General features: G+C 72.3%; 20 protein-coding genes. 12 read left to right on the top strand and 8 right to left on the bottom strand.

What is annotated here, in order from left to right; all coding sequences use genetic code 11:
* The first annotated feature begins 34 nt into the window (after window positions 1-34).
* Together GBN72_RS09935 and def are read left to right on the top strand one after the other, a co-directional pair.
* Window positions 35-1015 carry a tetratricopeptide repeat protein gene (locus GBN72_RS09935; RefSeq protein WP_151771343.1) on the top strand — a complete coding sequence of 327 codons (981 nt, stop codon included), beginning with the start codon at window positions 35-37 and terminating at the stop codon, window positions 1013-1015.
* An 85-nt stretch (window positions 1016-1100) separates the two neighbouring features.
* Window positions 1101-1751: a peptide deformylase gene (def, locus tag GBN72_RS09930; RefSeq protein ID WP_151771342.1), complete on the top strand. Its 651-nt coding sequence runs from the start codon at window positions 1101-1103 to the stop codon at window positions 1749-1751.
* A 129-nt stretch (window positions 1752-1880) separates the two neighbouring features.
* On the opposite strand, the gene GBN72_RS09925 is transcribed toward def, so the two are convergent.
* The 5 genes from GBN72_RS09925 to GBN72_RS09905 all read right to left on the bottom strand — a co-directional run bounded on the left by GBN72_RS09925 (window position 1881) and on the right by GBN72_RS09905 (window position 6967).
* On the bottom strand, window positions 1881-2615 hold the full coding sequence (locus tag GBN72_RS09925; RefSeq protein ID WP_151771341.1) for a D-Ala-D-Ala carboxypeptidase family metallohydrolase: 735 nt from the start codon (window positions 2613-2615) through the stop codon (window positions 1881-1883).
* 178 nt (window positions 2616-2793) lie between these two features.
* Complete coding sequence (locus GBN72_RS09920) at window positions 2794-3303, bottom strand: GNAT family N-acetyltransferase (protein ID WP_151771340.1); 510 nt, start codon at window positions 3301-3303, stop codon at window positions 2794-2796.
* A gap of 882 nt (window positions 3304-4185) precedes the next feature.
* Window positions 4186-5811, bottom strand: coding sequence for a monocarboxylate uptake permease MctP (gene mctP, locus GBN72_RS09915; protein WP_151771339.1), 1626 nt, complete (start codon window positions 5809-5811; stop codon window positions 4186-4188).
* Window positions 5808-6089, bottom strand: a complete 282-nt coding sequence (locus tag GBN72_RS09910) for a DUF3311 domain-containing protein (protein WP_151771338.1) — start codon at window positions 6087-6089, stop codon at window positions 5808-5810. Before GBN72_RS09910 ends, mctP begins: the two co-directional genes overlap by 4 nt.
* A gap of 113 nt (window positions 6090-6202) precedes the next feature.
* The gene (locus GBN72_RS09905) at window positions 6203-6967 is read right to left on the bottom strand and encodes a GntR family transcriptional regulator (RefSeq protein ID WP_151771337.1); all 765 of its coding nucleotides are present in this window, start codon (window positions 6965-6967) and stop codon (window positions 6203-6205) included.
* 395 nt (window positions 6968-7362) lie between these two features.
* Here GBN72_RS09905 and GBN72_RS09900 point away from each other — a divergent pair, with 395 nt between their 5' ends.
* From GBN72_RS09900 to GBN72_RS09885, 4 genes are all read left to right on the top strand, one after another.
* Complete coding sequence (locus GBN72_RS09900) at window positions 7363-8640, top strand: extracellular solute-binding protein (protein WP_151771336.1); 1278 nt, start codon at window positions 7363-7365, stop codon at window positions 8638-8640.
* Window positions 8641-8760: 120 nt separating this feature from the next.
* Complete coding sequence (locus GBN72_RS09895; RefSeq protein WP_439959761.1) at window positions 8761-9699, top strand: carbohydrate ABC transporter permease; 939 nt, start codon at window positions 8761-8763, stop codon at window positions 9697-9699.
* On the top strand, window positions 9696-10526 hold the full coding sequence (locus GBN72_RS09890) for a carbohydrate ABC transporter permease (protein ID WP_151771334.1): 831 nt from the start codon (window positions 9696-9698) through the stop codon (window positions 10524-10526). Before GBN72_RS09895 ends, GBN72_RS09890 begins: the two co-directional genes overlap by 4 nt.
* A gap of 7 nt (window positions 10527-10533) precedes the next feature.
* On the top strand, window positions 10534-12183 hold the full coding sequence (locus tag GBN72_RS09885; protein ID WP_151771333.1) for a glycoside hydrolase family 3 protein: 1650 nt from the start codon (window positions 10534-10536) through the stop codon (window positions 12181-12183).
* Between the two features lie 1047 nt (window positions 12184-13230).
* Here the strand turns inward: GBN72_RS09885 and GBN72_RS09875 are convergent.
* Window positions 13231-13491, bottom strand: coding sequence for a UBP-type zinc finger domain-containing protein (locus GBN72_RS09875; protein WP_151771332.1), 261 nt, complete (start codon window positions 13489-13491; stop codon window positions 13231-13233).
* Window positions 13492-13547: 56 nt separating this feature from the next.
* Here GBN72_RS09875 and GBN72_RS09870 point away from each other — a divergent pair, with 56 nt between their 5' ends.
* Entirely contained in the window at window positions 13548-15152 is a 1605-nt protein-coding gene (locus GBN72_RS09870; protein ID WP_151771331.1) for a Na+/H+ antiporter, read from the top strand.
* A gap of 42 nt (window positions 15153-15194) precedes the next feature.
* Here the strand turns inward: GBN72_RS09870 and GBN72_RS09865 are convergent, their stop codons facing one another.
* Entirely contained in the window at window positions 15195-16094 is a 900-nt protein-coding gene (locus tag GBN72_RS09865; RefSeq protein ID WP_246212393.1) for a 1-aminocyclopropane-1-carboxylate deaminase/D-cysteine desulfhydrase, read from the bottom strand.
* A 144-nt stretch (window positions 16095-16238) separates the two neighbouring features.
* The gene (locus tag GBN72_RS09860; protein WP_151771330.1) at window positions 16239-16829 is read right to left on the bottom strand and encodes an N-acetylmuramoyl-L-alanine amidase; all 591 of its coding nucleotides are present in this window, start codon (window positions 16827-16829) and stop codon (window positions 16239-16241) included.
* A 275-nt stretch (window positions 16830-17104) separates the two neighbouring features.
* On the opposite strand from GBN72_RS09860, the gene GBN72_RS09855 reads away from it, so the two are divergent.
* The 5 genes from GBN72_RS09855 (at window position 17105) to GBN72_RS09835 (ending at window position 22112) form a co-directional block, all read left to right on the top strand.
* A complete protein-coding gene (locus tag GBN72_RS09855) occupies window positions 17105-18511 on the top strand; it encodes a family 2B encapsulin nanocompartment shell protein (protein ID WP_151771329.1) in 1407 nt (468 codons plus the stop codon).
* A gap of 97 nt (window positions 18512-18608) precedes the next feature.
* Entirely contained in the window at window positions 18609-19835 is a 1227-nt protein-coding gene (locus tag GBN72_RS09850) for a family 2 encapsulin nanocompartment cargo protein polyprenyl transferase (RefSeq protein ID WP_151771328.1), read from the top strand.
* 86 nt (window positions 19836-19921) lie between these two features.
* Window positions 19922-20149, top strand: coding sequence for a hypothetical protein (locus GBN72_RS09845; RefSeq protein ID WP_151771327.1), 228 nt, complete (start codon window positions 19922-19924; stop codon window positions 20147-20149).
* 362 nt (window positions 20150-20511) lie between these two features.
* The gene (locus tag GBN72_RS09840; RefSeq protein ID WP_151771326.1) at window positions 20512-20925 is read left to right on the top strand and encodes an ATP-binding protein; all 414 of its coding nucleotides are present in this window, start codon (window positions 20512-20514) and stop codon (window positions 20923-20925) included.
* Window positions 20922-22112, top strand: a complete 1191-nt coding sequence (locus tag GBN72_RS09835; RefSeq protein ID WP_151771325.1) for an RNA polymerase sigma factor SigF — start codon at window positions 20922-20924, stop codon at window positions 22110-22112. The genes GBN72_RS09840 and GBN72_RS09835 overlap by 4 nt, the downstream gene beginning before the upstream one ends.

The raw sequence follows: 22112 nt of genomic DNA, 5'->3' as shown, positions 1-22112 counted from the left end.
CCGGTCCGCTCCACAGAACTGGCAGGCGGGAATCGTGAGGATCTTCGGCAAGGGACGGCACCGGCCCTCCGCCTCCTGGCGGCAGGCCACGGACCGCGCGTTCACGCTGATCGGGGACGGCCGGTACGAGGACGCGGGCGCGCTCCTGACGCGCGCCGCCGACCTCGAGCCCTGGCTGTCCGAGTCCTGGTTCAACCTGGCACTGCTGCACAAGTTCCGGCACGACTGGGAGCAGGCCCGCGCCGCCGGGCTGCGCGCGGTGGCCCTGCTCGACCGGGACACCGGGGCCCCGGACTGGTGGAACGTCGGCATCGCCGCGACCGCCCTGCAGGACTGGCCGCTCGCCCGTCGCGCCTGGCAGGAGTACGGGCTGCGGGTACCGGGCGGCTCCGCCGCCTCCGGGCCGCCCACCGGGATGGAGCTGGGCAGCGCGGCCGTCCGGCTCTCCCCGGAGGGCGAGGCCGAGGTGGTCTGGGGACGCCGCCTGGACCCGGCGCGGATCGAGGTGCTCTCCATCCCGCTGCCGTCCTCCGGCCGCCGCTGGGGCGAGGTCGTCCTGCACGACGGCGTGCCGCACGGCGAGCGGACCACCGCCACCGGCCACAGCTTCCCGGTCTTCGACGAGATCGAGCTCTGGGCGCCGTCCCCGGTGCCGACCTGGGTGGTGCTGCTGGAGGCCGCCTCGGAGGAGGACCGGGACGCGCTGGAGGCGCTCGCCGCCGACGCGGGATTCGCGGCCGAGGACTGGTCGTCGTCGGTGCGGCTGCTGTGCCGGATGTGCTCGGAGTCGCGGATGGCGTCCGTCGAGGGCGACGGCGAGCACCTGGACCCGCACGACCACAGCGAGCCCGGCCAGCCCGGCCCGCTCGGGTACCGCACCGACGGGCAGCTGTGGGTGCCGGAACGCGAGTGCGGCGTGGCGGCCCCGGCCCCGCTGGTGCGCGGGCTGCTGGACGGCTGGGTGGCCGACAGCCCGGACACCCGGGACTGGCGGGACCTCGAGGAGGTCTGCTGACGGCCATGGGACCGCGGGCACGCGCCCGCCCCGTAGGCTATGCGTCTGTCAGGGACGTGGACACCGAGGAAGGCATACGTCGGGCATGGCGCAGCAGGAGACCGATCAGCAGCACGCGGGCGTGCTCCCCGTGGACGACGAGGGTTACGTCATCGACACCGAGGACTGCGAGGAGCGCGAGAGCGCGTACCGCGGGCGCGGCACCTCGCGTCCCATCACGGTCGTCGGCAACCCGGTCCTGCACAAGGAGTGCCGGGACGTCACCGAGTTCGACGACGAGCTGCGCAAGCTGGTCGACGACATGTTCGCCAGCCAGCGCACCGCCGAGGGCGTGGGCCTGGCCGCCAACCAGATCGGCGTGGCCCTGAAGGTCTTCGTCTACGACTGCCCGGACGACGAGGGCGCCCGCCACGTCGGCGTGGTCTGCAACCCCAAGCTGGTGGAGCTGCCCGCCGACCGCCGGATCCTCGACGACAGCAACGAGGGCTGCCTCTCGGTGCCGACCGCCTACGCGCCGCTGGCCCGTCCGGACTTCGCCGAGGTCACCGGCCAGGACGAGTACGGCAACCCGGTCAAGGTGCGCGGCACCGGCTACTTCGCCCGCTGCCTCCAGCACGAGACGGACCACCTGTACGGCTACCTGTACATCGACCGTCTCTCCAAGCGCGAGCGGAAGAACGCGCTGCGGCAGATGGAGGAGAACGAGCCGCGCTACCCCGTGGTCGCGAACGACTGACGCCACCTCGCGGTCGTGGTCGCGGACGCGGTCGTGGACGACCGATCCGTTCCCCGTACACGCGCGCAGAAGGCCGGGCCCCCAGGAGCCCGGCCTTCCGCGTAGGTGCTGCCGCCGTCGCCGGCGGGATCAGATGCCGCAGTTCGGGGCGTCCCAGAACGGCGACGGGTCGTGCGCCACGTGGGTGTGGTCGTTGTGGCCGGGGTAGCCCGGGCCGAGGATCTCCGAGAACCCGTGGGTGCGGGCCTGCTGCGCGAGGCGGCAGAAGCTCGGGGAGCCGGTCAGGTCGGCGGCGTCACCGTACGTGTGACGGCTGCCCGCCGCCCCGCCCACCGCGCTGTTGCAGGAGTTGGAACGGAAGCCGCTGGAGACGGTGATCGGCACGTCGCCCAGCGCGTGCCGCATGGCCTCCAGCTTCCACATGGTCTTCAGCGCGTTGGACTTGGCGGTGGCCGCCGAGACCGCGCCGCCCGACCAGTCCGAGTTGCACTTGTTCAGCTCGGCGTAGGTGAAGTGGATCGGCGTGCAGTCGGCGTCCTGCAGCGCGTAGATCTTGCTGAAGGTGTTCGGGCCGGCGACGCCGTCCGCGGCCAGGCCGTACGCCGCCTGGAACTTGGCGACGGCGGCCTTGGTGCGGGCGCCGTACACGCCGTCGTAGGAGAGCCGTTCGCCGGAAGTCACCCAGCCCGCGACCCGGATCTGCAACTGGGTCACGTCGGCACCGGACGCGCCCTCGGAGAGGGAGCGGCTCCAGGTGTAGCACTCGTCGGCGTGCGCGGTGCCGGCGGTGGCACCGACGCCGACCACTGCACCTGCCAGGATCATGACAAAACTGATGAGCGCGCGGGACATGCGTCTGATCATTGCGGCCTCCTGACCGTGGATCGGTGGGGGCGGCGCCGGGGGGTTGCCGGGGCGCCGCTGCAAGAGTGGGGCCGATGGGCTACGCGCGTCAACACCGTCTGCGGCGAAGGATCTGCGGCGTTCCGATGACGGAACCGGACGCTCCGGACGCTCCGGGAGGTTCCGGCGCCGCGGATCGTCAGATCGTCAACTCGTAGGCCAGCAAGGCGAAGTGGGGGATGTCGGGGAGCGGGTTCCAGTCGCGGTGCGGCGCCCGCACGAAGCCGAGGCGTTCGTAGAGGCGGTGGGCGGCGCGCATCCCCGGCTGGGTGGAGAGCACCAGCCGGCGGCAGCCGTCCAGGGCGCGGGCACGGTCGGCGCAGTGGCGGACCAAGGCCTCGCCGGCCCCGCGGCCGCGGGCCTCGCCGGACACCGCGAGCATGCGGATCTCGGCCTCGTCCGGTGCGGCTATGTCGGCGAGAGGCCCTCCGGCGACGAAGGTGACGTTGCCGAGGAGCCGGTCGCCGTCCACCGCGACCAGCACCTCCGCGCCGGGGGTGGTGGCCCGGGCGCGCACGTCCCGGAGCGCGTCGCGGTAGGCGTCGCCGCTGTCGAAGGCGAGTAGTCCGTCGTCCAGGTAGGCGCGCGCGGTGATCTCACCGAGGGCGTCGAACTCGGCGTCGAGCGCGGGGCGGATGGTGATGTCCATCCGCCCAGCATGCCCGAGACCCCGACGGGCCCAGGCCCCCGGCTCCCGGGAACCGGAATCCCAGGTCCTGGCCCGAGCCCGTGAGCCCCGCAGCCGAGGGCGGGGCCGACACCAGGGGGCCGGGAGCGGCGAGTCGCGGCCGGAAGCCGGGAGAGGGGGCCGGAGACCACCGGGGGAGCCGGGGAGCCGAGGGCCTGGGGCAGGAGGCCGGTACCGGAGAGCCGAGGCCGGAGCCCGTGCCCCTGCCGGAGCCGGAGCCGGAGCAGAGCCGGAGCCTGTGCCGGTGCCGGTGCCGGATCTGGAGCCGGTGCCGGTGCCGGTGCCGGGAGTGGAGCGGGTGTGGGCGGCCGGGGGCTCTGACGGGTTCGGGGACCGTGGCGCAGGCCGGGACGGGTTCCGCGGCATGGGGGGCAGGGCCCAGGGGGCCGGAGCTGGTGCCGGTACTGGAGCTGGGGATGGAGCCGGAAGTGGAGCCGGCGTCGGTTCGGCGGCCGGGGGTCCTGACGGGTTCGGGGTTCGGGGACCGTGGCGTGGCTCGGGTTCCGGGCGGGCTCCGCGGCCCGGGGGGTTGGGGCCGAGGGTGCCGGGTGCCGAGGGCCGGCTGCCGGGAGTCGCGCCCGGTCAGCGGCCGTTCGCGTTCGGGAGCAGGGCCGGAGGGCGGACCGGGAGCCGACGGCCTGTCGCGGGCCGGGAGAACGGGAGTCGGGGTACGGGCCGGAGGGCGACGGCCGGTTCGCGGTCCGGGAGTTCAGGTGGCCGGGAGCCGGGTCGGAGGCTGGAGCGGCTGAGGGCCCGGCGGGGGGTCGGGGCGAGGGCCCGGACGGGTCGCGGCCCCGGGCACGTGGGTGCGCGGGGCCGCGGAACCGGAACGGACGGGACGGGTCAGTGCGTGGGGGCGGTGACCGGCGGGACTTCCGGGTCGACGCCCCGGTCGCCGGCGTCGGCGGTGTAGTCCGACGGGCTGGTCTCGTCGACGCCGTCCGGCGCCTTGGCGGCGCGGAGGACGAAGGTGAGGACCACGGTGACGAGCACGTTCAGGACGATGGCCGTGAAGCCGATGTAGCCGATCTCGCCGATCAGCGGCATCTCGGCGGAGGAGCCGCCGAAGTGCTTCTGCGTCGGGGAGGAGACCTGGTACGCCTGGTAGGTGCCGTAGATCATGCCGACCGCCCAGCCGGCGATCAGGGCCCAGCGGTGGAACCAGCGGGTGAACAGGCCGCCGACCAGGGCCGGGAAGGTCTGCAGGATCCAGATGCCGCCCAGCAGCTGGAAGTTGATGGCGACCGTCTTGTCCATGCCGAGGACGAAGACCAGCGCGCCGACCTTCACCAGCAGCGAGACGATCTTCGAGACCTTGGTCTCCTGCTCCGGCGTGGCGTCCGGCTTCAGGAAGTCCTTGTAGATGTTCCGGGTGAACAGGTTGGCCGCGGCGATGGACATGATCGCCGCAGGGACCAGCGCGCCGATGCCGATGGCGGCGAAGGCGACGCCGGCGAACCAGCTCGGGAACATGCTCTCGAAGAGCTGCGGGATGGCCAGCTGGCCGTTGGCCACCTTGATGCCGGCCGCGATGGCCATGAAGCCGAGCAGCGCCAGCAGGCCCAGCATCAGCGAGTAGAGCGGCAGGATGGTGGTGTTGCGGCGGATGACCTCACGGCTCTTGGAGGAGAGCGTCGCGGTGATCGAGTGCGGGTACATGAACAGCGCGAGCGCGGAACCGAGCGCCAGGGTGGCGTAGGTCCACTGGCCCGGCTCGGCCGGCACGAGGGCGCCGGTCGGCTTCTCGGTGACCGGGTTGATGGCCTCGAACTTGCCACTCGCCGCCTCGAAGATGGCGTCGAAGCCGCCCAGCTTGATCGGGATGTAGATGATCGCCACGGCGATCACGAGGTAGATCAGGGTGTCCTTGACGAACGCGATCAGCGCGGGCGCCCGCAGGCCGGAGGAGTACGTGTAGGCGGCCAGCACACCGAAGGCGATGAGCAGCGGCAGGTCCTTGATGAACCAGTGGGTGTTCTCCCCGCCGCCGACGCCCATCACGTCCAGCACCGCCTGGATGCCGACGAGCTGCAGCGCGATGTACGGCATCGTGGCGAGGATGCCGGTGATCGCCACCGCGAGGGAGAGGCCCTTGGAGCCGTACCGGCCGCGGACGAAGTCCGAGGTGGTCACGTAGCCGTGGCGGTGCGAGACCGACCACAGGCGGGGCAGGAAGGTGAAGATCAGCGGGTACACCAGGATGGTGTACGGCACCGCGAAGAAGCCGGCCGCGCCACCCGCGTAGATGGCCGCCGGGACGGCGACGAAGGTGTACGCGGTGTAGAGGTCGCCACCCAGCAGGAACCAGGTGATCCAGGTGCCGAACGAGCGGCCGCCCAGGCCCCATTCGTCCAGCGAGTTCTCGTTCGCGGCCTTGCGCCACTTCGCCGCCAGGAAGCCCATCACGGTGACGGCGACGAAGAAGAGGCAGAAGACGACCAGTGCGACGACGTTCACGCCCTCGGTCATGACGACGCACCCCCGTCCTTCGTGGAGGAGTGACGGGAGGCGGCGCGACCGCGCTGGTCACGGCGCCACAGGACGTAGGCGATCATGGTGAGCGCGGTGGAGATAAGGACCCACGCCATCTGGTACCAGTAGAAGAACGGGATGCCGATGAAGGTCGGTTCGACCTTCGCGTAGGACCCCACCCACAGCATCGCCACGAAGGGCGCGAGCAGGCACAGCGCGATGACGACCCGCACGGGGGTCACCGTCCCTCCGCCTGCCCCTGATGATTCGGACATCGAACAGCTCCATTGCCTCTGGCTTGTTGGCGTCGGCAATGTAAGTGACGCGGCACACAGCTGGATAGCCTCGTTCGCGTTGCGAATCGGTAAGTGTGCGGGTCGGGGCGCGGTCAGTCCTCCGGGCGCCGCAGCCGGGCGACGAACTTGTACCGGTCGCCGCGGTAGACCGAACGCACCCATTCCACCGGTCCGCCGTCCATGTCCAGCGAATGACGGGAGAGCATCAGCATCGGAAGGCCCACGTCGGTGCCGAGCAGCCCGGCCTCCCGCGGTGTGGCCAGGGAGGTCTCTATGGTCTCCTCCGCCTCGGAGAGCCGGACGTCGTAGACCTCGGCCAGCGCCGTGTACAGGGACGTGTACTTGGCCAGGCTGCGGCGCAGCGCGGGGAAGCGCTTGGCCGACAGGTGCGTGGTCTCGATCGCCATCGGCTCGGAGTCGGCCATGCGCAGCCGCTCGATGCGCAGCACCCGGCCGCCGGGGGTCATGTCCAGCAGCCCGGCCAGCGTGTCGTCGGCGGTGATGTACCCGATGTCCAGCAGCTGCGAGGTGGGTTCGAGGCCCTGGGCGCGCATGTCCTCGGTGTACGAGGTGAGTTGCAGGGACTGGGCGACCTTGGGCTTGGCGACGAAGGTGCCCTTGCCCTGGATGCGCTCCAGCCGGCCCTCCACCACCAGCTCCTGGAGCGCCTGGCGGACCGTGGTGCGGGAGGTGTCGAACTCCGCGGCGAGGGTGCGCTCGGGAGGGACCGGGGTGCCGGGCGGCAGGGTCTCGGTCATCTCCAGCAGGTGTTTCTTCAGGCGGTAGTACTTGGGCACGCGCGCGGTGCGGACGACGGCTCCGCCCTCGCCCTCGGCGCTGCTGACGTCGGTGCTCATCTTCCGCCTCTCGTCGGGGCCTTCCGTGGGGGGTGAGGAGGGGGAGCGCCTACGCTCCGTGATCCCCGCGAAGATCCTGTATACCGTCGGCCGCTCGCTTTGGTCTAGTCCATAGCGTCGCTGCGATGATTGGTCTACCCGCCCGCCCATCCTCGCGCGGGGGCCGCTCCGGGAGCGAATCCCGCAGGAACCCTGCATATCTCGGAAGCGTCACGGACCTCCGTGCCTGTGTTCCGACTCCTTGACAGCCCTATTGGTCTGGGCCAAGCTCCCCCTACTGGTCTACACCATTGGTCCAGGTCCCGGCCCCACGGGCAGTACACGTCGGCAGCAGCACGCGGCTCTTCGGCACCGAGGTGGGCAGGGGGGTATGTGGCATCCCTGAGGAGGGTGGCGTGAAGCGCAAGCTGACAGCCGCGGCGGTCGCCGCGGGCATGATGGTCTCCGTCGCGGCGTGCGGTGGCTCGGACGGCACGGACGATGCCAAGTCCGGCAAGGACGGCTTCAAGGGCGAGACCCTGACCGTCTGGGCGATGGACGGGTCGACGCCCGAGCAGTGGCAGAAGGACCTGACCGCCGAGTTCGAGAAGAAGACCGGCGCGAAGCTCAAGATCGAGATCCAGCAGTGGAACGGGATCCAGCAGAAGGTCACCACCGCCCTCTCGGAGAGCAACCCGCCGGACGTCCTGGAGATCGGTAACACCCAGACGCCCGCCTACGCGGCCACCGGCGGTCTCGCCGACCTGACCGACCTCAAGGCCGAGATCGGCGGCGAGTGGACCGAGGCCCTCAACAAGTCCTCCGTCTACGACGGTGTCCAGTACGCCGCTCCCTGGTACTTCGCCAACCGCGTGGTGATCTACAACAAGGAGATCTGGGAGGAGGCCGGCGTCAAGGAGACCCCGAAGACCCGGGACGACTTCTTCAAGGCCCTCGACGCCATCGAGAAGAAGACCGACGCCGAGCCGATCTACCTGCCCGGCCAGAACTGGTACTTCTTCACCGGCCTGACCATCGGCAAGGGCGCGGAGCTGGTCAAGAAGGACGGGGACAAGTGGGTCTCCAACCTCTCCGACCCGAAGGTCGCCGAGGCGGCGGAGCTCTACAAGAAGTTCCAGTCCTACTCCAAGGCCCCCAAGGACAAGGACGAGGCCACCCCGCAGCAGGGTGAGGTCTTCGGCAAGGGCAAGGTCGGCGCCTTCATCGGCATGGGCTGGGAAGCCGGCATCGCCATCGAGGCCGACAAGTCCATCGAGGACAAGATCGGCTACTTCACCATCCCCGGTGACACCGCCGAGAAGCCCGAGGGTGTCTTCCTCGGTGGCTCGAACCTGGCCGTCGCCGCGGGCAGCAAGAAGCAGGAGCTCGCCAAGGAGTTCCTGAAGCTCGCGCTGTCCGACAAGTACGAGGGCCAGCTGGCCAAGGAGAACGGCGTCCTCCCGAACAAGGAGGCGCTCAACTCCAACCTGACCGGCAACGCCGCCGCCGAGGCCGCCGCCCCGGCCGCCGCGTTCGGTGGCACCACTCCGCTGATCCCGTCCTGGGCCCCGGTGGAGAACGACCCCAACCCGATCAAGACGTACCTGACGGCCGTCCTGAACGGAAAGTCGCCCGCCGAGGCCGCCAAGCAGGTCGAGGACGAGATCAACAAGCGTCTCGCGCAGACCAGCTGAGCGATGTGACGCCGGGGGCGGCCCTGAGGCCGCCCCCGGCCATGTCTCGATGACTTCACGGAGTGTGTTGTGACTGCGCAGACCGAGCGCTTGGACGCGGACCCGGCTGCCGGGTCCCCCGTGTCCGTCAAGATCCCCAACGGCTCGGGGAGCGGCCGCCCCAAGCGGCGCGGCGAGTCGTCCGCCCCCTACCTGCTGCTGATCCCGTCGCTGCTCGCCACGGCGGTGCTGCTGGGCTGGCCGCTGGTCAAGAACCTGGTCATCTCGTTCCAGAACCTCAACCCGCGCCAGCTCATCCAGCACCTCACCGAGTGGACCGGGTTCAGCAACTACCAGGAGGCCCTCGGCAGCGAGATCTTCTGGCGCGTCACCCTGCGGTCGATCGTCTTCACCTCGATCAACGTGGTGCTGATCATGGTGCTGGGCACCCTGATCGGCCTGCTGCTGGCCCGCCTCGGCCGCCGCATGCGCACCCTGCTGCTGCTCGGCCTGGTCCTCGCCTGGGCCATGCCGACCATCGCCGGCACCACCGTCTTCCAGTGGCTGTTCGCCCAGCGGTTCGGCGTCGTCAACTGGATCCTGGCCCAGCTCGGCTGGGAGTCCATGGCCGACTACAACTGGTTCGGCAGCCAGGTCTCCACCTTCTCGGTGATCATCCTGCTGATCGTCTGGCAGTCGATCCCGTTCGTCGCGATCAACCTCTACGCGGCGACGACCACGATCTCCAAGGAGCTCTACGAGGCCGCCTCGCTGGACGGCGCCGGCGCGTGGAAGAGCTTCACCTCGGTGACCTTCCCGCACATCAAGCCGTTCCTGTGGGCGACGACCTTCCTCGAGGTCATCTGGGTCTTCAAGGCCCTCACCCAGGTGTACGCGATCAACCGCGGCGGACCGGACCGGCTGACCGAGATCCTGCCGCTCTACGCCTTCGTCGAGGGCCCCGGCAACCAGCACTACGGCATGGGCGCGGCGATCTCGTTCCTGACCATCGCCATCCTGCTGGTGCTGACCGCCTACTACCTGCGTACCGTGCTCAAGCAAGGGGAGGACGAGCTGTGAACCGCTCGCTGTTCGCCCGCACATGGCCAGGCACCCTTGCCGTGCTGCTCTTCGTCGTCTTCGTCTTCCCCGTCTACTGGATGTTCTCCACCGCGTTCAAGCAGCGCGGCGACATCGTCTCCGAGACCCCGGTCTTCCTGCCGCTCGACGGCACGCTGGAGAACTTCCGCACCGCGTTCGCGGCGGACCACTTCTGGAAGCTGGTGGGCAACTCCGTCACGGTCACCGTGTCCGCCGTGCTGCTGTCCCTGGTCATCGGCCTGGCCGCGTCCTTCGCGCTGGCCCGGATGAAGTTCAAGGGCCGGCGCGGCTTCGTCGTCGCCTTCATGATCGCGCAGATGGCCCCCTGGGAGGTCATGGTCATCGCGATCTACCTGATCGTGCGTGACGCCGACATGCTCAACAGCCTGGTGCCGCTCACCCTGTTCTACATGGTGATGGTGCTCCCCTTCACGATCCTCACGCTGCGCGGCTACGTCGCCGCGGTGCCCAGGGAACTGGAGGAGTCCGCCATGGTGGACGGCTGCAGCCGGCCGCAGGCCTTCATCAAGGTGATCTTCCCGCTGCTGGCGCCCGGCCTGATGGCGACCTCCCTGTTCGGCTTCATCACCGCCTGGAACGAGTTCCCGATGGTGCTGATCCTCAACAAGGACGTCGAGATGCAGACCCTGCCGCTGTGGCTCACCAGCTTCCAGACCATCTTCGGCGACAACTGGGGCGCCACCATGGCCGCGTCCTCGCTGTTCGCCGTGCCCATCCTGATCGTCTTCGTCTTCCTGCAGCGCAGGGCCGTCGCCGGGCTGACCTCGGGCGCGGTGAAGGGGTGACCCGCCGATGACCACCACGGCACCACGCATGGACACGCTCACCCGGGACGCGCTGACCGTCCTCCAGCCAGGCTTCACCGGCACCACCGCCCCCGACTGGCTGCTGCGCCGGCTGGGCGAGGGGCTCGCCTCGGTCGGCCTGTTCGGACGCAACATCGCCTCCCCGGAGCAGCTCGCCGCGCTGACGGCACGCCTGCGCCAGGAGCGTGAGGACGTCCTCGTCGCCATCGACGAGGAGGGCGGCGACGTCACCCGCCTGGAGGTCCGCACCGGCTCCTCCTTCCCCGGCAACCACGCGCTGGGCGCGGTGGACGACGTCGACCTCACCCGCCGGGTCGCCGCTGAGCTGGGGCGGCGCCTCGCGGAGTGCGGCGTCAACCTCAACTGGGCACCGTCCGCCGACATCAACTCCAACGCCGCAAACCCGGTGATCGGGGTGCGCTCCTTCGGCGCCGACCCCGCCCTGGTCGCCCGGCACACCGCGGCCTACGTCGAGGGACTGCAGTCCGCGGGCGTCGCCGCCTGCACCAAGCACTTCCCCGGACACGGCGACACCGCGGTCGACTCGCACCACGCGCTGCCGCGGATCGACATCGATGCCGAGGTGCTGCGCGAGAGGGAACTCGCGCCGTTCCGGGCGGCGGTCGCCGCCGGGTCGCGTGCCGTGATGAGCGCGCACATCCTCGTCCCGGCCCTCGACCCCGAGTTCCCGGCCACCCTGTCGCAGCGGATCCTCGGGGGGCTGCTGCGCCGGGAACTGGGCTACGACGGGCTGATCGTCACCGACGGCATGGAGATGCGCGCGATCGCCGCCACGTACGGCATCGAGCGCGGCAGCGTGCTGGCCGTCGCGGCGGGCGCCGACGCCATCTGCGTGGGTGGCGGACTCGCCGACGACGAGACGGTGCGGCGGCTGCGGGACGCGCTGGTGGACGCGGTGCGGTCGGGTGAGCTGCCGGAGGAACGGCTGGCCGAGGCGGCCCGGCGGGTGCGGGAGCTGGCGGCCTGGGTGCCGCGGGGTCCCGTCGCCGGCGCGCCCGCGCCCGCGCCGGAGGTGGGCCTCGACGCCGCCCGGCGGGCGCTGCGGCTGACGGTGGGGGAGCGGGGGTTCACGCCGCTCTCCGGGGAGCCGTACGTCGCCTCGTTCACGCCGGTCGCCAACATCGCCGTGGGCGACGAGACGCCGTGGGGTGTCGCCGCCGAGCTGGCGCGCAGGTTGCCGGGCACGGTGGGGGGCAGCTTCGGCGGGGAGACCGGCGAGACCGGGGAGACCGGGGAGACCGGCGAGGAGGCTGCCGGTGCGTCCGGCGGTGCGTCCGGCGGTGAGTCTGCCGGTGCGTCCGGTGGGACGTCCGCGGAAGTCGCCGGTCAGGCCGGCGGGACGTTCGCGGAGGCCGCCGGGCAGGCCGGGCAGGCCGCCGCGGAGGCGGCGCTGGCCGCGGCGGGTGACCGGCGGATCGTCGCCGTGGTCCGCGACGAGCACCGGCATCCGTGGATGGCGCGGGCGCTGGACGTGCTGCTGGCGGCGCGGCCGGACACGGTGGTGGTCGAGATGGGGCTGCCCCAGGCGGCGCCGCGGGGGGCGGTGCATGTGGCCACGCACGGTGCGGCACGTGTCTGTGGTGTGGCCGCGGCGGAGGCCCTCCTCACCGCCTGACCACCGCGACCGGGGCCCCGCCACACCGGCAGGGCCCCGGGGCGCCCCCGCCCCACCGGCAGGGCCGCAGGGGGCGGGCCCCTGCCTCGCGGCCAGGTACGCCGCCCTCAGACGTTCCTCACCCGCGCCCCGGGTCGAGTCCCCGCCACCGAATCCACCCCGGTCGGCGGGCCGCACGTCACGTGCCCTCGAGCCGGCCCAGGGGCTGCGCTGCCGTTTGCGTCCCTGCCCGCGCCCGCAGGCCCGTGCTCCGACCACCCTGCGGCGCCTGGTTGGTCACCCTGCCGCACCCCGCCGCCCTGCAGGCGACTCGCCTGGCCACCCCGCGGGCCCCTGCCCCACCACCTTGCGGGCCCCTGCTCCACCGCCCCGCGGGTGCCTGCTCCACCGCCCTGCGGGCGGCTGCTCCGCCCCCCCTGCGGGCGGCTGCTCCGACCTCCCTGCGGGCGGCTGCTCCGACCCCCCTGCGGGCGGCTGGGCCGCCCAGGGGGCGGCACGGGCGGGCGCAGGGCGGCGCCTCCGCGGCGAGCGGTCCGCTCCACCAAGCCCAAGCGGGCGGCGCCGTACACGGCGTGACCTCACTGCGGCGTGCACAAGCCGGGCCCCGGCGGACAGCACTGTTCATCCCCCGACCCGCCCCCTTCCCAGGGGCTCAACTTCCGCGGAGCGAGCCGTCACGTGCGTACGTGAGGCCTGCGCCCACCCGTGCCGCCCTTAGCGGCACGATTGCCCGCAGACGGAAGGGCGGGAGCTCCACACCGCACGGCGGCACAACTGCCCGCAGACGGAAGGGAGGGCGTGATGTGCGCACCGTGTGGTGGGGGCTGCCCGCGGGCGGGGTGGGCCTGATGTGCGCATCGTGCGGCGGGGGCTGCCCGCAGACGGGAGGGCGTGATGGGCGCACCGCGCGGCGGAGCTGCACGCGGGCGGGACGGGCGTGATGGGCGCACCCCGTGGCGGGAGTTGCCCGCGGGTGGGATGGGGGTGATCTGTGCGGGCGTGCCGCGGTGACCGCACACAGGGGGCGCGGGCGGGGCCGGGGTGGGGTCAGGCGAGGACGTGGTCCACGAAGCACCACCGCCACGCCTCACCCGGCTCGAACGTCCGCATCACCGGATGCCCCGTCTCCTCGAAATGCCCCGCCGCGTGCCGCAGCGGCGACGAGTCGCAGCACCCCACGTGCCCGCACTCCAGACACATCCGCAGCTGCACCGGATGGGTGCCGGCCGCCAGACACCCCTGGCAGGTGTCCGACCGAGGCGCCGGTTCGGGACGCGGCAGCGAGTCGACGTGCGCGCAGTGTTTCATGGGACTCAGATTACGTCCGGTGCAGGTGATGCACACGGAGCGAGGATGGGACCCCGATGCATGTGATGCCCCTGCTGCTGCTGATCGCGGGCAGCGCGGCCGTCGCCGGCGCCGCCCGCCGGACCCGCGTCCCGGCGCCGCTCGTGCTGCTGGCGGTCGGCCTGCTGGTGTCGTACCTGCCGGGGGTCCCCGAGTACGAGCTCGACCCGGACGTCGTCCTGCCGCTGGTGCTGCCGCCACTGCTCTACACGGCGGCCACGGACAGCTCCTACCTGGACCTGCGCGCCCAGAAGCGGCCGGTGGCGCTGCTCTCGGTGGGCTACGTGCTGTTCTCGACGCTGGTGGTGGGGCTGATGGTGCACACCTTCGTGCCCGGCCTCTCCGCCGCCGCCGCGCTGGTGCTGGCCGCGGTGATCGCACCCCCGGACGCGGTCGCCGCCACCGCCATCGCCCGCCGGCTGAGGCTGCCCGCGCGGGTCACCACCATCCTGCAGGGCGAGTCCCTGGTGAACGACGCCACCGCGATCACCGCCTACAAGGTGGCGCTGGCCGCCGCCCTGGGCGAGAGCGTCGGCTGGCTCGACGGGAGCCTGGAGTTCCTGATGGCCTCGGTGGGCGGCGTCGGCGTCGGCCTCGCGCTGATGGTGCCGCTGCACTGGCTGCGCACCCGGCTGAAGGACCCGCTGCTGCAGAACACGCTCTCCCTGGTGATCCCCTTCTTCGCCTACGCGCTGGCCGAGCAGGTCCACGCCTCCGGTGTGCTGGCCGTGGTGGTGGTCGCCCTCTACCTGGGCCACCACGCCTGGCAGGTCGACTTCGCCACCCGGCTCCAGGAGGGGGCGGTGTGGCGGATGGTCGCCTTCGTGCTGGAGTCGGCGGTCTTCGCGCTGATCGGCCTGCAACTGCCCGTGGTGGTCCGGGACCTGGGCGACGACTACGGCACCGGGGAGGTGCTCTGGTACTCGGTGGCTCTGTTCGTGACGGTGGTGGTCGTCCGGTTCGTCTGGGTGTACCCGGCGACCTTCGTGCCGCGGCTGCTGTCCCGCCGCATCCGGGAGCGCGAGGCCAACCCGACCTGGAAGGGCTCGTTCATCATCTCCTGGGCCGGGATGCGGGGCGTGGTCTCGCTGGCCATCGCCTTCTCGATCCCCGCCACCCTGAGCGACGGGGAGGAGTTCCCCGGGCGGAACCTGATCCTCTTCCTCACCTTCACCACCGTGATCGGCACGCTGGTGGTGCAGGGCCTGACGCTGCCCCCGCTGATCCGGGCGTTCCGGCTGCCCGGACGGGACGTCCAGGCGGAGACGCTCGTCGAGGCCAACGCCCAGGCGCAGGCCTCGAGCGCCGCCGAGGAGCGGCTGGAGGAACTGATGGCCGACGAGCGCAACGCGCTGCCGCAGCCGCTGGCGGACCGGCTGCGACGGGTCATGGAACGCCGCCGGAACGCGGTGTGGGAGCGGCTGGGCACCCGCAACCCGCTGACGGGGGAGAACACGGACGACACCTACCGGCGGCTCGCCAGCGAGGTCATCGCGGCCGAGCGGGACGTGTTCGTGCGCCTGCGCGACGCCCGGTACATCGACGACGAGATGCTGCGGACGCTGCTGATGCGGCTCGACCTGGAGGAGGCGGCCGCGTTCCGGGAGGCGGAGGGGGACTGAGCCGGGCGGCGGGCGGCGGGCCGCGGGCCGCCGGGGGCGGCGTCAGCCCTCCGGGAACGGACGCCCGGTGACCACCGCGGCGAGCCTGGTCCCCGGTGCGAACGCGCCCTCCTCGGCCAGGACGGTCAGCGCGAACAGCAGCTTGGCGACGTACACCCGCTCCACGCCCAGCCCGTGGCGGTCCTCGAAGTCCCGCGCGAAGGCGTCCAGCTCCGCGGGGACCCGGGCGAAGCCTCCGCAGTGGAAGCGGTCCTCCACCTCCCACCGGCCCCTGGGCCCGCCGAATCCTTCCTGCTGGAGCCGCCGCACCTCCTCGGCCAGGAAGCCGCCCTTCAGCACGGCCACCCCCAGCGCACGCTGCGCGGGGGCCAGCCCCGCCGCCATGCCGGCCAGCGTCCCGCCGGTGCCGCAGGCCACCGCGGCGACGTCCGCCAGGCCGCGCAGTTCCTCGCCCAGTGCCACGCAGCCGCGCACGGCCGGCCCGTTGCTCCCGCCCTCCGGCACCACGAAGGCGTCCGGTGGTGTCCCGGCGTCCCGCAGCAGCCCCGCCAGCACCTCCGGCTCGGCCTTGCGCCGGTACGTCGCCCGGTCGGCGAAGCACAGCCGCATCCCGTCCGCCACGCACCGCTCCAGGGACGCGTTGCGCTCCCGGTCCGCCAGTTCGTCCCCCCGGACGATGCCCACCGTCTCCAGCCCCAGCAGCCGTCCGGCGGCGGCCGTCGCCCGCAGGTGGTTCGACCAGGCGCCGCCGAAGGTCACCAGCGGCCGGCCCCCCGCGGCCCGCAGGCTGGGCGTCAGCTTGCGCCACTTGTTGCCGACCAGGTCCGGATGGATCAGGTCGTCCCGCTTCAGCAGCAGACGCACCCCGCGCCGGGCGAACCGCTCGTCCGCGACCTCCACCAGCGGCGACGGCACCCGTCCCGGCACCCGGACCTCGTTCACCCGCCCATTGTCGCCCCCGGCCCGCCGCCCGCGTCATCGGTGTCCCCACGCCACCCGCGGGCCTGCGCCCCCGTGTCACCCGCGCCCCCGCGTCACCCGCGTGCCTCCGTCACCGGCCTCGCTCGCCCGCCGGAGCCTCCCGCCTCACTTCAGGCGTTCCGCCACCCGCTCCCGCAGCGCCTTCATGGTGAACCCCCGGGGGTCGGTCTTCCCCGGCTGCCATTCCAGGTGCCCGATCACCGACCGCGCCGACCACCCGTGGTGCCGGCAGATCGCCGCGGCCGCACGGGCGACGGCGTCGATCTGCTCGTCCGGCCAGGGGTCGTCCCCGTCGCCGAGGTTCTCGCACTCGAAGCCGTAGAAGTACCGGTTGCCGTCGGCCCGCGCCTCGTTCCCGGGCGGGAGCGCGCGCTCGGTGATCACCGCCCGCAGCACCTCGTCGTCGCCCAGCCCCGCGTGGTTGGCGCGCCCGCAGCCGACCAGATGGACCGTGCCGTCCTTGGTGATCACGCCGTGGCAGAGCGGCCCCGGCAGGTCCGACCTGCCCTCCCGGCAGATCTCCACCGTCCGCTCCGCCCCCTCGGTGGCCGTGTGGTGGACCATCACCCCGTGGACCGGCCCCCAGGAGCCGGCCGAGTTGCGGTTGTGATCCCTCCAGTCACCCACCTCCTCGACCCGCAGGCCCTCGTCCTTCAAGATCCTCAGGAACGTCCTCGCCGACATGGGCTTGGCCACGACGGACCTCCTTCGCGCACAGTGACCGTTCCGTCACGCACGGTTCCTACCGCGGTCGGGCCGAGCGGAATCCTCTTCCGGCCGTGTTCGCGGAGCCTACGGGCGCGTTCACGGCGCATCCGGACCCGAACTGCGAGCCCTGCCCCGTCGAACGCGCCTTCAGTCCCGCTCTTTCGGGTAATGGCGCGGACACGTTCCGTCGCCGAGAGTGGATCACGTCAACAGGCCCCGCCACGCTGTACCGGCGCGGGGCACAACCGGGAGGGCAATTCTTTATGTCGGTAGGCGAAGAGATCCGCACCGAGCAGGACCGGCCGCAGCAGAGCCTCGGCACGGCAGCCGCGCGGAACCTGGCCACCACCACCAAGTCCGCTCCGCAGATGCAGGAGATCAGCTCCCGCTGGCTGCTGCGCACCCTTCCCTGGGTGAACGTGCAGGGCGGCACCTACCGGGTGAACCGCAGGCTCACCTACGCCGTGGGGGACGGCCGGATCACCTTCGTGAAGACGGGTGACCAGGTCGAGGTGATCCCGGCGGAACTCGGCGAACTGCCCGCGCTGCGCGAATTCGAGGACCTGGAGGTGCTGGGCGAGCTCGCCCAGCGGTGTCGGCAGCGGGAGTTCGCGCCGGGCCAGATCATCGCCTCCTTCGGCAGTCAGGTGGACGAGGTCTTCCTCCTCGCCCACGGCAAGGTGGAGAAGGTCGGATCCGGCCCCTACGACGAGGACGCCGTCCTCGGGGTCCTCGCCGACGGCGCCTACTTCGGCGACCAGTCGATCCTCGACCCGGAGTCCATCTGGGAGTTCACCCTCCGCGCCGTCACCGGTTGCACCGTGCTCGCACTGCCCCGCCGCGACCTGGACCAGATCGCGGAACGCTCCGAGCCGCTGCGCGAGCACCTGCGCCGGCAGCGCGCCATCCCCGCCCAGCGGACCAACAAGTACGGCGAGAAGGCCATCGACCTGTCCGCCGGACACGCCGGTGAGGTGGACATCCCGCGGACCTTCGTGGACTACGAGGCGCGGCCCCGCGAGTACGAACTGAGCGTCGCCCAGACGGTCCTGAGCATCCACAGCCGGATCGCCGACCTGTACAACCAGCCGATGAACCAGACCGAGCACCAGCTCCGGCTGACGGTCGAGGCGCTCAAGGAGCGCCAGGAGCACGAGCTGGTCAACAACCGCGAGTTCGGCCTGCTGCACAACTGCGAGTACGACCAGCGCATCCAGCCGCACGACGGCGTCCCCGGCCCCGACGACATGGACGAGCTGCTCAGCCGGCGCCGCGGCACCAAGCTGTTCCTCGCCCACCCGCGCGCCATCGCCGCCTTCGGCCGCGAACTCAACAAGCGCGGTCTGGTGCCGGAGTCGGTCGACGTGGGCGGCCAGCGGGTGCCCACCTGGCGCGGCGTCCCCCTCTACCCGTGCAACAAGATCCCGGTGACCGAGGCGCGCACGACCTCGATCATCGCCATGCGTACCGGCGAGGACGACCAGGGTGTCGTCGGCCTCCACCAGACCGGCATCCCGGACGAGATCGAGCCCGGGCTGTCCGTCCGGTTCATGGGCATCAACGAGCAGGCAATCATCAACTACCTGGTGACGACGTACTACTCGGCGGCCGTGCTGGTTCCGGATGCGCTCGGAGTGCTGGAGAACGTGGAGATCGGGCGATGGAGGTGAGCTGACCCGCGCCGACCGGTGTCCCCGCCCGGCAGGGTGGGGACATTGCGGGGGGAGATCGGCGAACAGAAGTGAAAGGAGTTCCCCGAGGGGGGCCATGAGTCACGTGATCACGACACAGGTACCGCAGGGCACGCACGACGCACGGGACCGGGGGGAAACGCAGGCCGCACAGGCCACACAGCCCGCACAGGGCGCACAGGGCGCACAGGGCGCACGCGGCGCCGCGGATCCGCAGGGGGCCCGGCGGACGGAGGCCGGCAGAGGCCGGGACCGACCCGACGAACCCGAGGCGGCGGCGCTGCTGGAACGGGTCAAGACGGTGGTGGAGCCCGCGCTCCTGCGGGCGGTGGACGGGCTGCCGGGCCAGATCCGGCGGATCGCCCGCTACCACTTCGGCCAGGAGGACGCCCACGGCGCTCCCGCGGACGCACCGACGGGCAAGGCCATCCGCCCCGCCCTGGTGCTCACCGCCGCGTCGGCGCTCGCCGGCGGCTCCGGACCGGCCGCCGAGGACGCGACCCGGGCGGCGGTGCCCGCGGCCGTCGCGGTGGAGCTCACGCACAACTTCACCCTGCTCCATGACGACGTGATGGACCGGGACACCACCCGCCGCCACCGGGCCACGGCCTGGACGGTGTTCGGCGACAGCGCGGCCATCCTGGCCGGGGACGCCCTGCAGGCCCTGGCCACCCGTCTCCTGGCCGAGGACCCGCACCCGGCGGCCGCCCGGGCCTCGGCCCTGCTGGCCGACTGCGTGATCGAACTGTGCGCGGGCCAGCAGGCCGACACTGCCCTGGAGCGGCGCCGCCCCGGCGAGGTCACCGTGGAGGAGGTGCTGGCCATGGCGGAGGCGAAGACGGGCGCGCTGCTCGGCGCCTCCTGCGCCATGGGCGGACTGTACGCCGGGGCCGACGAGGAGCGGGTGCGGGCGCTGGACGCCTTCGGCCGCCAGGCCGGGCTCGCCTTCCAGCTGATCGACGACCTGATCGGCCTGTGGGGCGACCCGCGGCGCACCGGCAAACCGGCCGGGGCGGACCTCACCGCGCGCAAGAAGTCCCTGCCGGTGGTCGCCGCCCTCGCCTCCGGAACCCCGGCGGGGGCCCGCCTGGCCGAGCTGTACGCGGCCGAGCCCGCACCCGGTGAGGACCTGGACGCCATGCTCCGGGCGGTGGAGGAGGCGGGCGGCCGGGACTGGGCGCACACCCAGGCGGCCGACCGGATGGCGCGGGCGATGCACGAGCTGTCCCGGGCCGTGCCCGACCCCGAGGCCGCCGACGGCCTGCTCGCCCTGGCCGAGTTCGTCACCCGCCGCACCAGCTGACCGGGTTCCTCGCCGCCTTCCGCGCCGCCGGGGGAGGCGGCGAGGGGGAGGGTGCGGGGGCGGGCGGCCCGAACTACCCTGGGGGTATGGACAGTGACCGATATGTCTGTCCGTCCTGCGGGCAGCCTGTGCCGATGGTGGTCCGGCGGCACAAGATGATGGGCACGTACGTGCCCGTGTGGCGTCCCGGGCACTGCGAGAACCCGGATTGCCCGGCCAAGGGGCAGGAGCCCGGCGAGGCGAGGCTGCGGGCCCCCGCCGCGGAGGTGCCCCACGAACGGATCGCCCACCATCACCGCCGCGGCCGCCGCTGACCGCACGGCCGCACCACCCACCCCGTCCGGCGAACCACCGGGCGGGCCTTCGGCGTCCTCGGGGCGCTCCGGCACGTGACCGACACGGTCCGGTCACAGCATCGACACCCCTTCCGCGTGACGCGGTTGGCGCGTGGGACGGATGGGTACGTCAATCCGGCACAGAGTGACGACGTGCGAGCACGCACCCCCTGTACACGCTCCGTGAATAAGTGTTCACTGGGAGTGAGTTCACAGCGACGGGGTCCCGGGGACAGGAATGTCCCGCGCGCGGTAGCGTCACCGCTGAACCATGTATCGCGTTACCCCGGAGGGGCGACTCCCGGGGCCCTGAAAACGCTTGTACCACCTTGGAGGTGAGGGTGTCCCAGATCGCAGGCGAGCCCGCGACCCAGGACTTCGTGGAAGTCCGGCTGCCGGCAGCGGGTGCCTACCTGTCGGTGCTGCGGACGGCCACGGCCGGTCTCGCCGCCCGCTTGGACTTCACCCTCGACGAGATCGAGGACCTGCGCATCGCGGTGGACGAGGCCTGCGCGATCCTGCTCCAGCAGGCCGTGCCCGGCTCGGTCCTCAGTTGTGTCTTCCGGCTGGTCGACGACTCTCTCGAGGTCACGGTCTCGGCCCCGACCACGGACGGGAACGCGCCGTCGCGCGACACCTTCGCGTGGACGGTCCTGTCGGCGCTCGCGGGCAAGGTGTCGTCCGCCGTGGACGAGGACCGGACGGTGTCGATCAGCCTCTACAAACAGCGCGGCGCGGGACCCGGGCCGACGTGAGGAACGGGGAGGGGCCGGTGCGGGACGACGAACGCGGCGCCCTCGGGGCCGCGGCGGCCGGGCGCGCGGACGGGGCCGACGGGATTCCCGGTCAGGCCCGGCCGCATCCGGACGGGGCGACGGAGCCGAGCGGCGCATCCGGCAGGCCCCGCACCAGGGGGGACGCCGGGCGCCGGGGGGTTCGGGGAAGGGCTACGGGCAGGGCGATGAGCGAGCACGACCGGGACGCCGGAGAAGGCGCGGGGAGCGCGCCCTTCGTGGAGCGCGGGCACGACGCGGCCGCGGACGGAGCGGTCCCCGTGGTCGCCGCCGTCGACGCGGCGGACGGGGCCGGGGCGGCGCCGGACCACGAGCGGCCTCCCGCGCAGTCCGACGAGCCGGTCCACGAGTACCAGGAGCAGGACCACCGGCGGACCCGCGAGACGCGGGTGGCGCAGGACCGGAGCGCGGCGCGGGCGCTGTTCGTGCGGCTGCGGTCGCTGGAGCCCGGTACGCCCGAGTACGGCGAGCTGCGGGACCGCCTGGTCCGGATGCACCTGCCGCTGGTCGAGCACCTGGCCCGCCGCTTCCGCAACCGGGGCGAGCCGCTGGACGACCTGACGCAGGTCGCGACCATCGGCCTGATCAAGTCGGTGGACCGCTTCGATCCCGACCGCGGGGTGGAGTTCTCCACGTACGCGACGCCCACCGTGGTGGGCGAGATCAAGCGGCACTTCCGCGACAAGGGCTGGGCGGTGCGGGTGCCGCGGCGGCTCCAGGAACTGCGGCTGTCGCTGACCACGGCGACCGCGGAACTCTCCCAGACGCACGGCCGCTCGCCGACGGTGCACGAGCTCGCCGAGCGGCTGGGGATCTCCGAGGAGGAGGTCCTGGAGGGCCTGGAGTCGGCCAACGCCTACTCGACGCTCTCCCTGGACGTGCCGGACACGGACGACGAGTCGCCGGCCGTCGCCGACACGCTGGGCGCGGAGGACGAGGCGCTGGAGGGCGTCGAGTACCGGGAGTCGCTCAAGCCCCTGCTGGAGGACCTCCCGCCGCGCGAGAAGCGGATCCTGCTGCTGCGCTTCTTCGGCAACATGACGCAGTCGCAGATCGCGCAGGAGGTGGGCATCTCCCAGATGCACGTCTCCCGGCTCCTGGCCCGCACCCTGGCCCAGCTCCGGGAGAAGCTCCTCATCGAGGAGTGA

The sequence above is a fragment of the Streptomyces abyssomicinicus genome, assembly GCF_008974245.1.
In the GTDB taxonomy this organism is placed as follows: domain Bacteria; phylum Actinomycetota; class Actinomycetes; order Streptomycetales; family Streptomycetaceae; genus Streptomyces; species Streptomyces abyssomicinicus.
This window is presented reverse-complemented; position numbering and strand designations above follow the sequence as displayed.

Bases quoted from the DNA above. Each gene is read 5' to 3' on its own strand.
- GBN72_RS09910 (WP_151771338.1), bottom strand. From the start codon at position 6,089: ATGTCCGAATCATCAGGGGCAGGCGGAGGGACGGTGACCCCCGTGCGG.
- mctP (WP_151771339.1), bottom strand. From the start codon at position 5,811: ATGACCGAGGGCGTGAACGTCGTCGCACTGGTCGTCTTCTGCCTCTTC.
- GBN72_RS09905 (WP_151771337.1), bottom strand. From the start codon at position 6,967: ATGAGCACCGACGTCAGCAGCGCCGAGGGCGAGGGCGGAGCCGTCGTC.
- GBN72_RS09850 (WP_151771328.1), top strand. From the start codon at position 18,609: ATGAGTCACGTGATCACGACACAGGTACCGCAGGGCACGCACGACGCA.
- def (WP_151771342.1), top strand. From the start codon at position 1,101: ATGGCGCAGCAGGAGACCGATCAGCAGCACGCGGGCGTGCTCCCCGTG.
- GBN72_RS09920 (WP_151771340.1), bottom strand. From the start codon at position 3,303: ATGGACATCACCATCCGCCCCGCGCTCGACGCCGAGTTCGACGCCCTC.
- GBN72_RS09855 (WP_151771329.1), top strand. From the start codon at position 17,105: ATGTCGGTAGGCGAAGAGATCCGCACCGAGCAGGACCGGCCGCAGCAG.
- GBN72_RS09925 (WP_151771341.1), bottom strand. From the start codon at position 2,615: ATGATCAGACGCATGTCCCGCGCGCTCATCAGTTTTGTCATGATCCTG.
- GBN72_RS09845 (WP_151771327.1), top strand. From the start codon at position 19,922: ATGGACAGTGACCGATATGTCTGTCCGTCCTGCGGGCAGCCTGTGCCG.
- GBN72_RS09875 (WP_151771332.1), bottom strand. From the start codon at position 13,491: ATGAAACACTGCGCGCACGTCGACTCGCTGCCGCGTCCCGAACCGGCG.
- GBN72_RS09885 (WP_151771333.1), top strand. From the start codon at position 10,534: ATGACCACCACGGCACCACGCATGGACACGCTCACCCGGGACGCGCTG.
- GBN72_RS09870 (WP_151771331.1), top strand. From the start codon at position 13,548: ATGCATGTGATGCCCCTGCTGCTGCTGATCGCGGGCAGCGCGGCCGTC.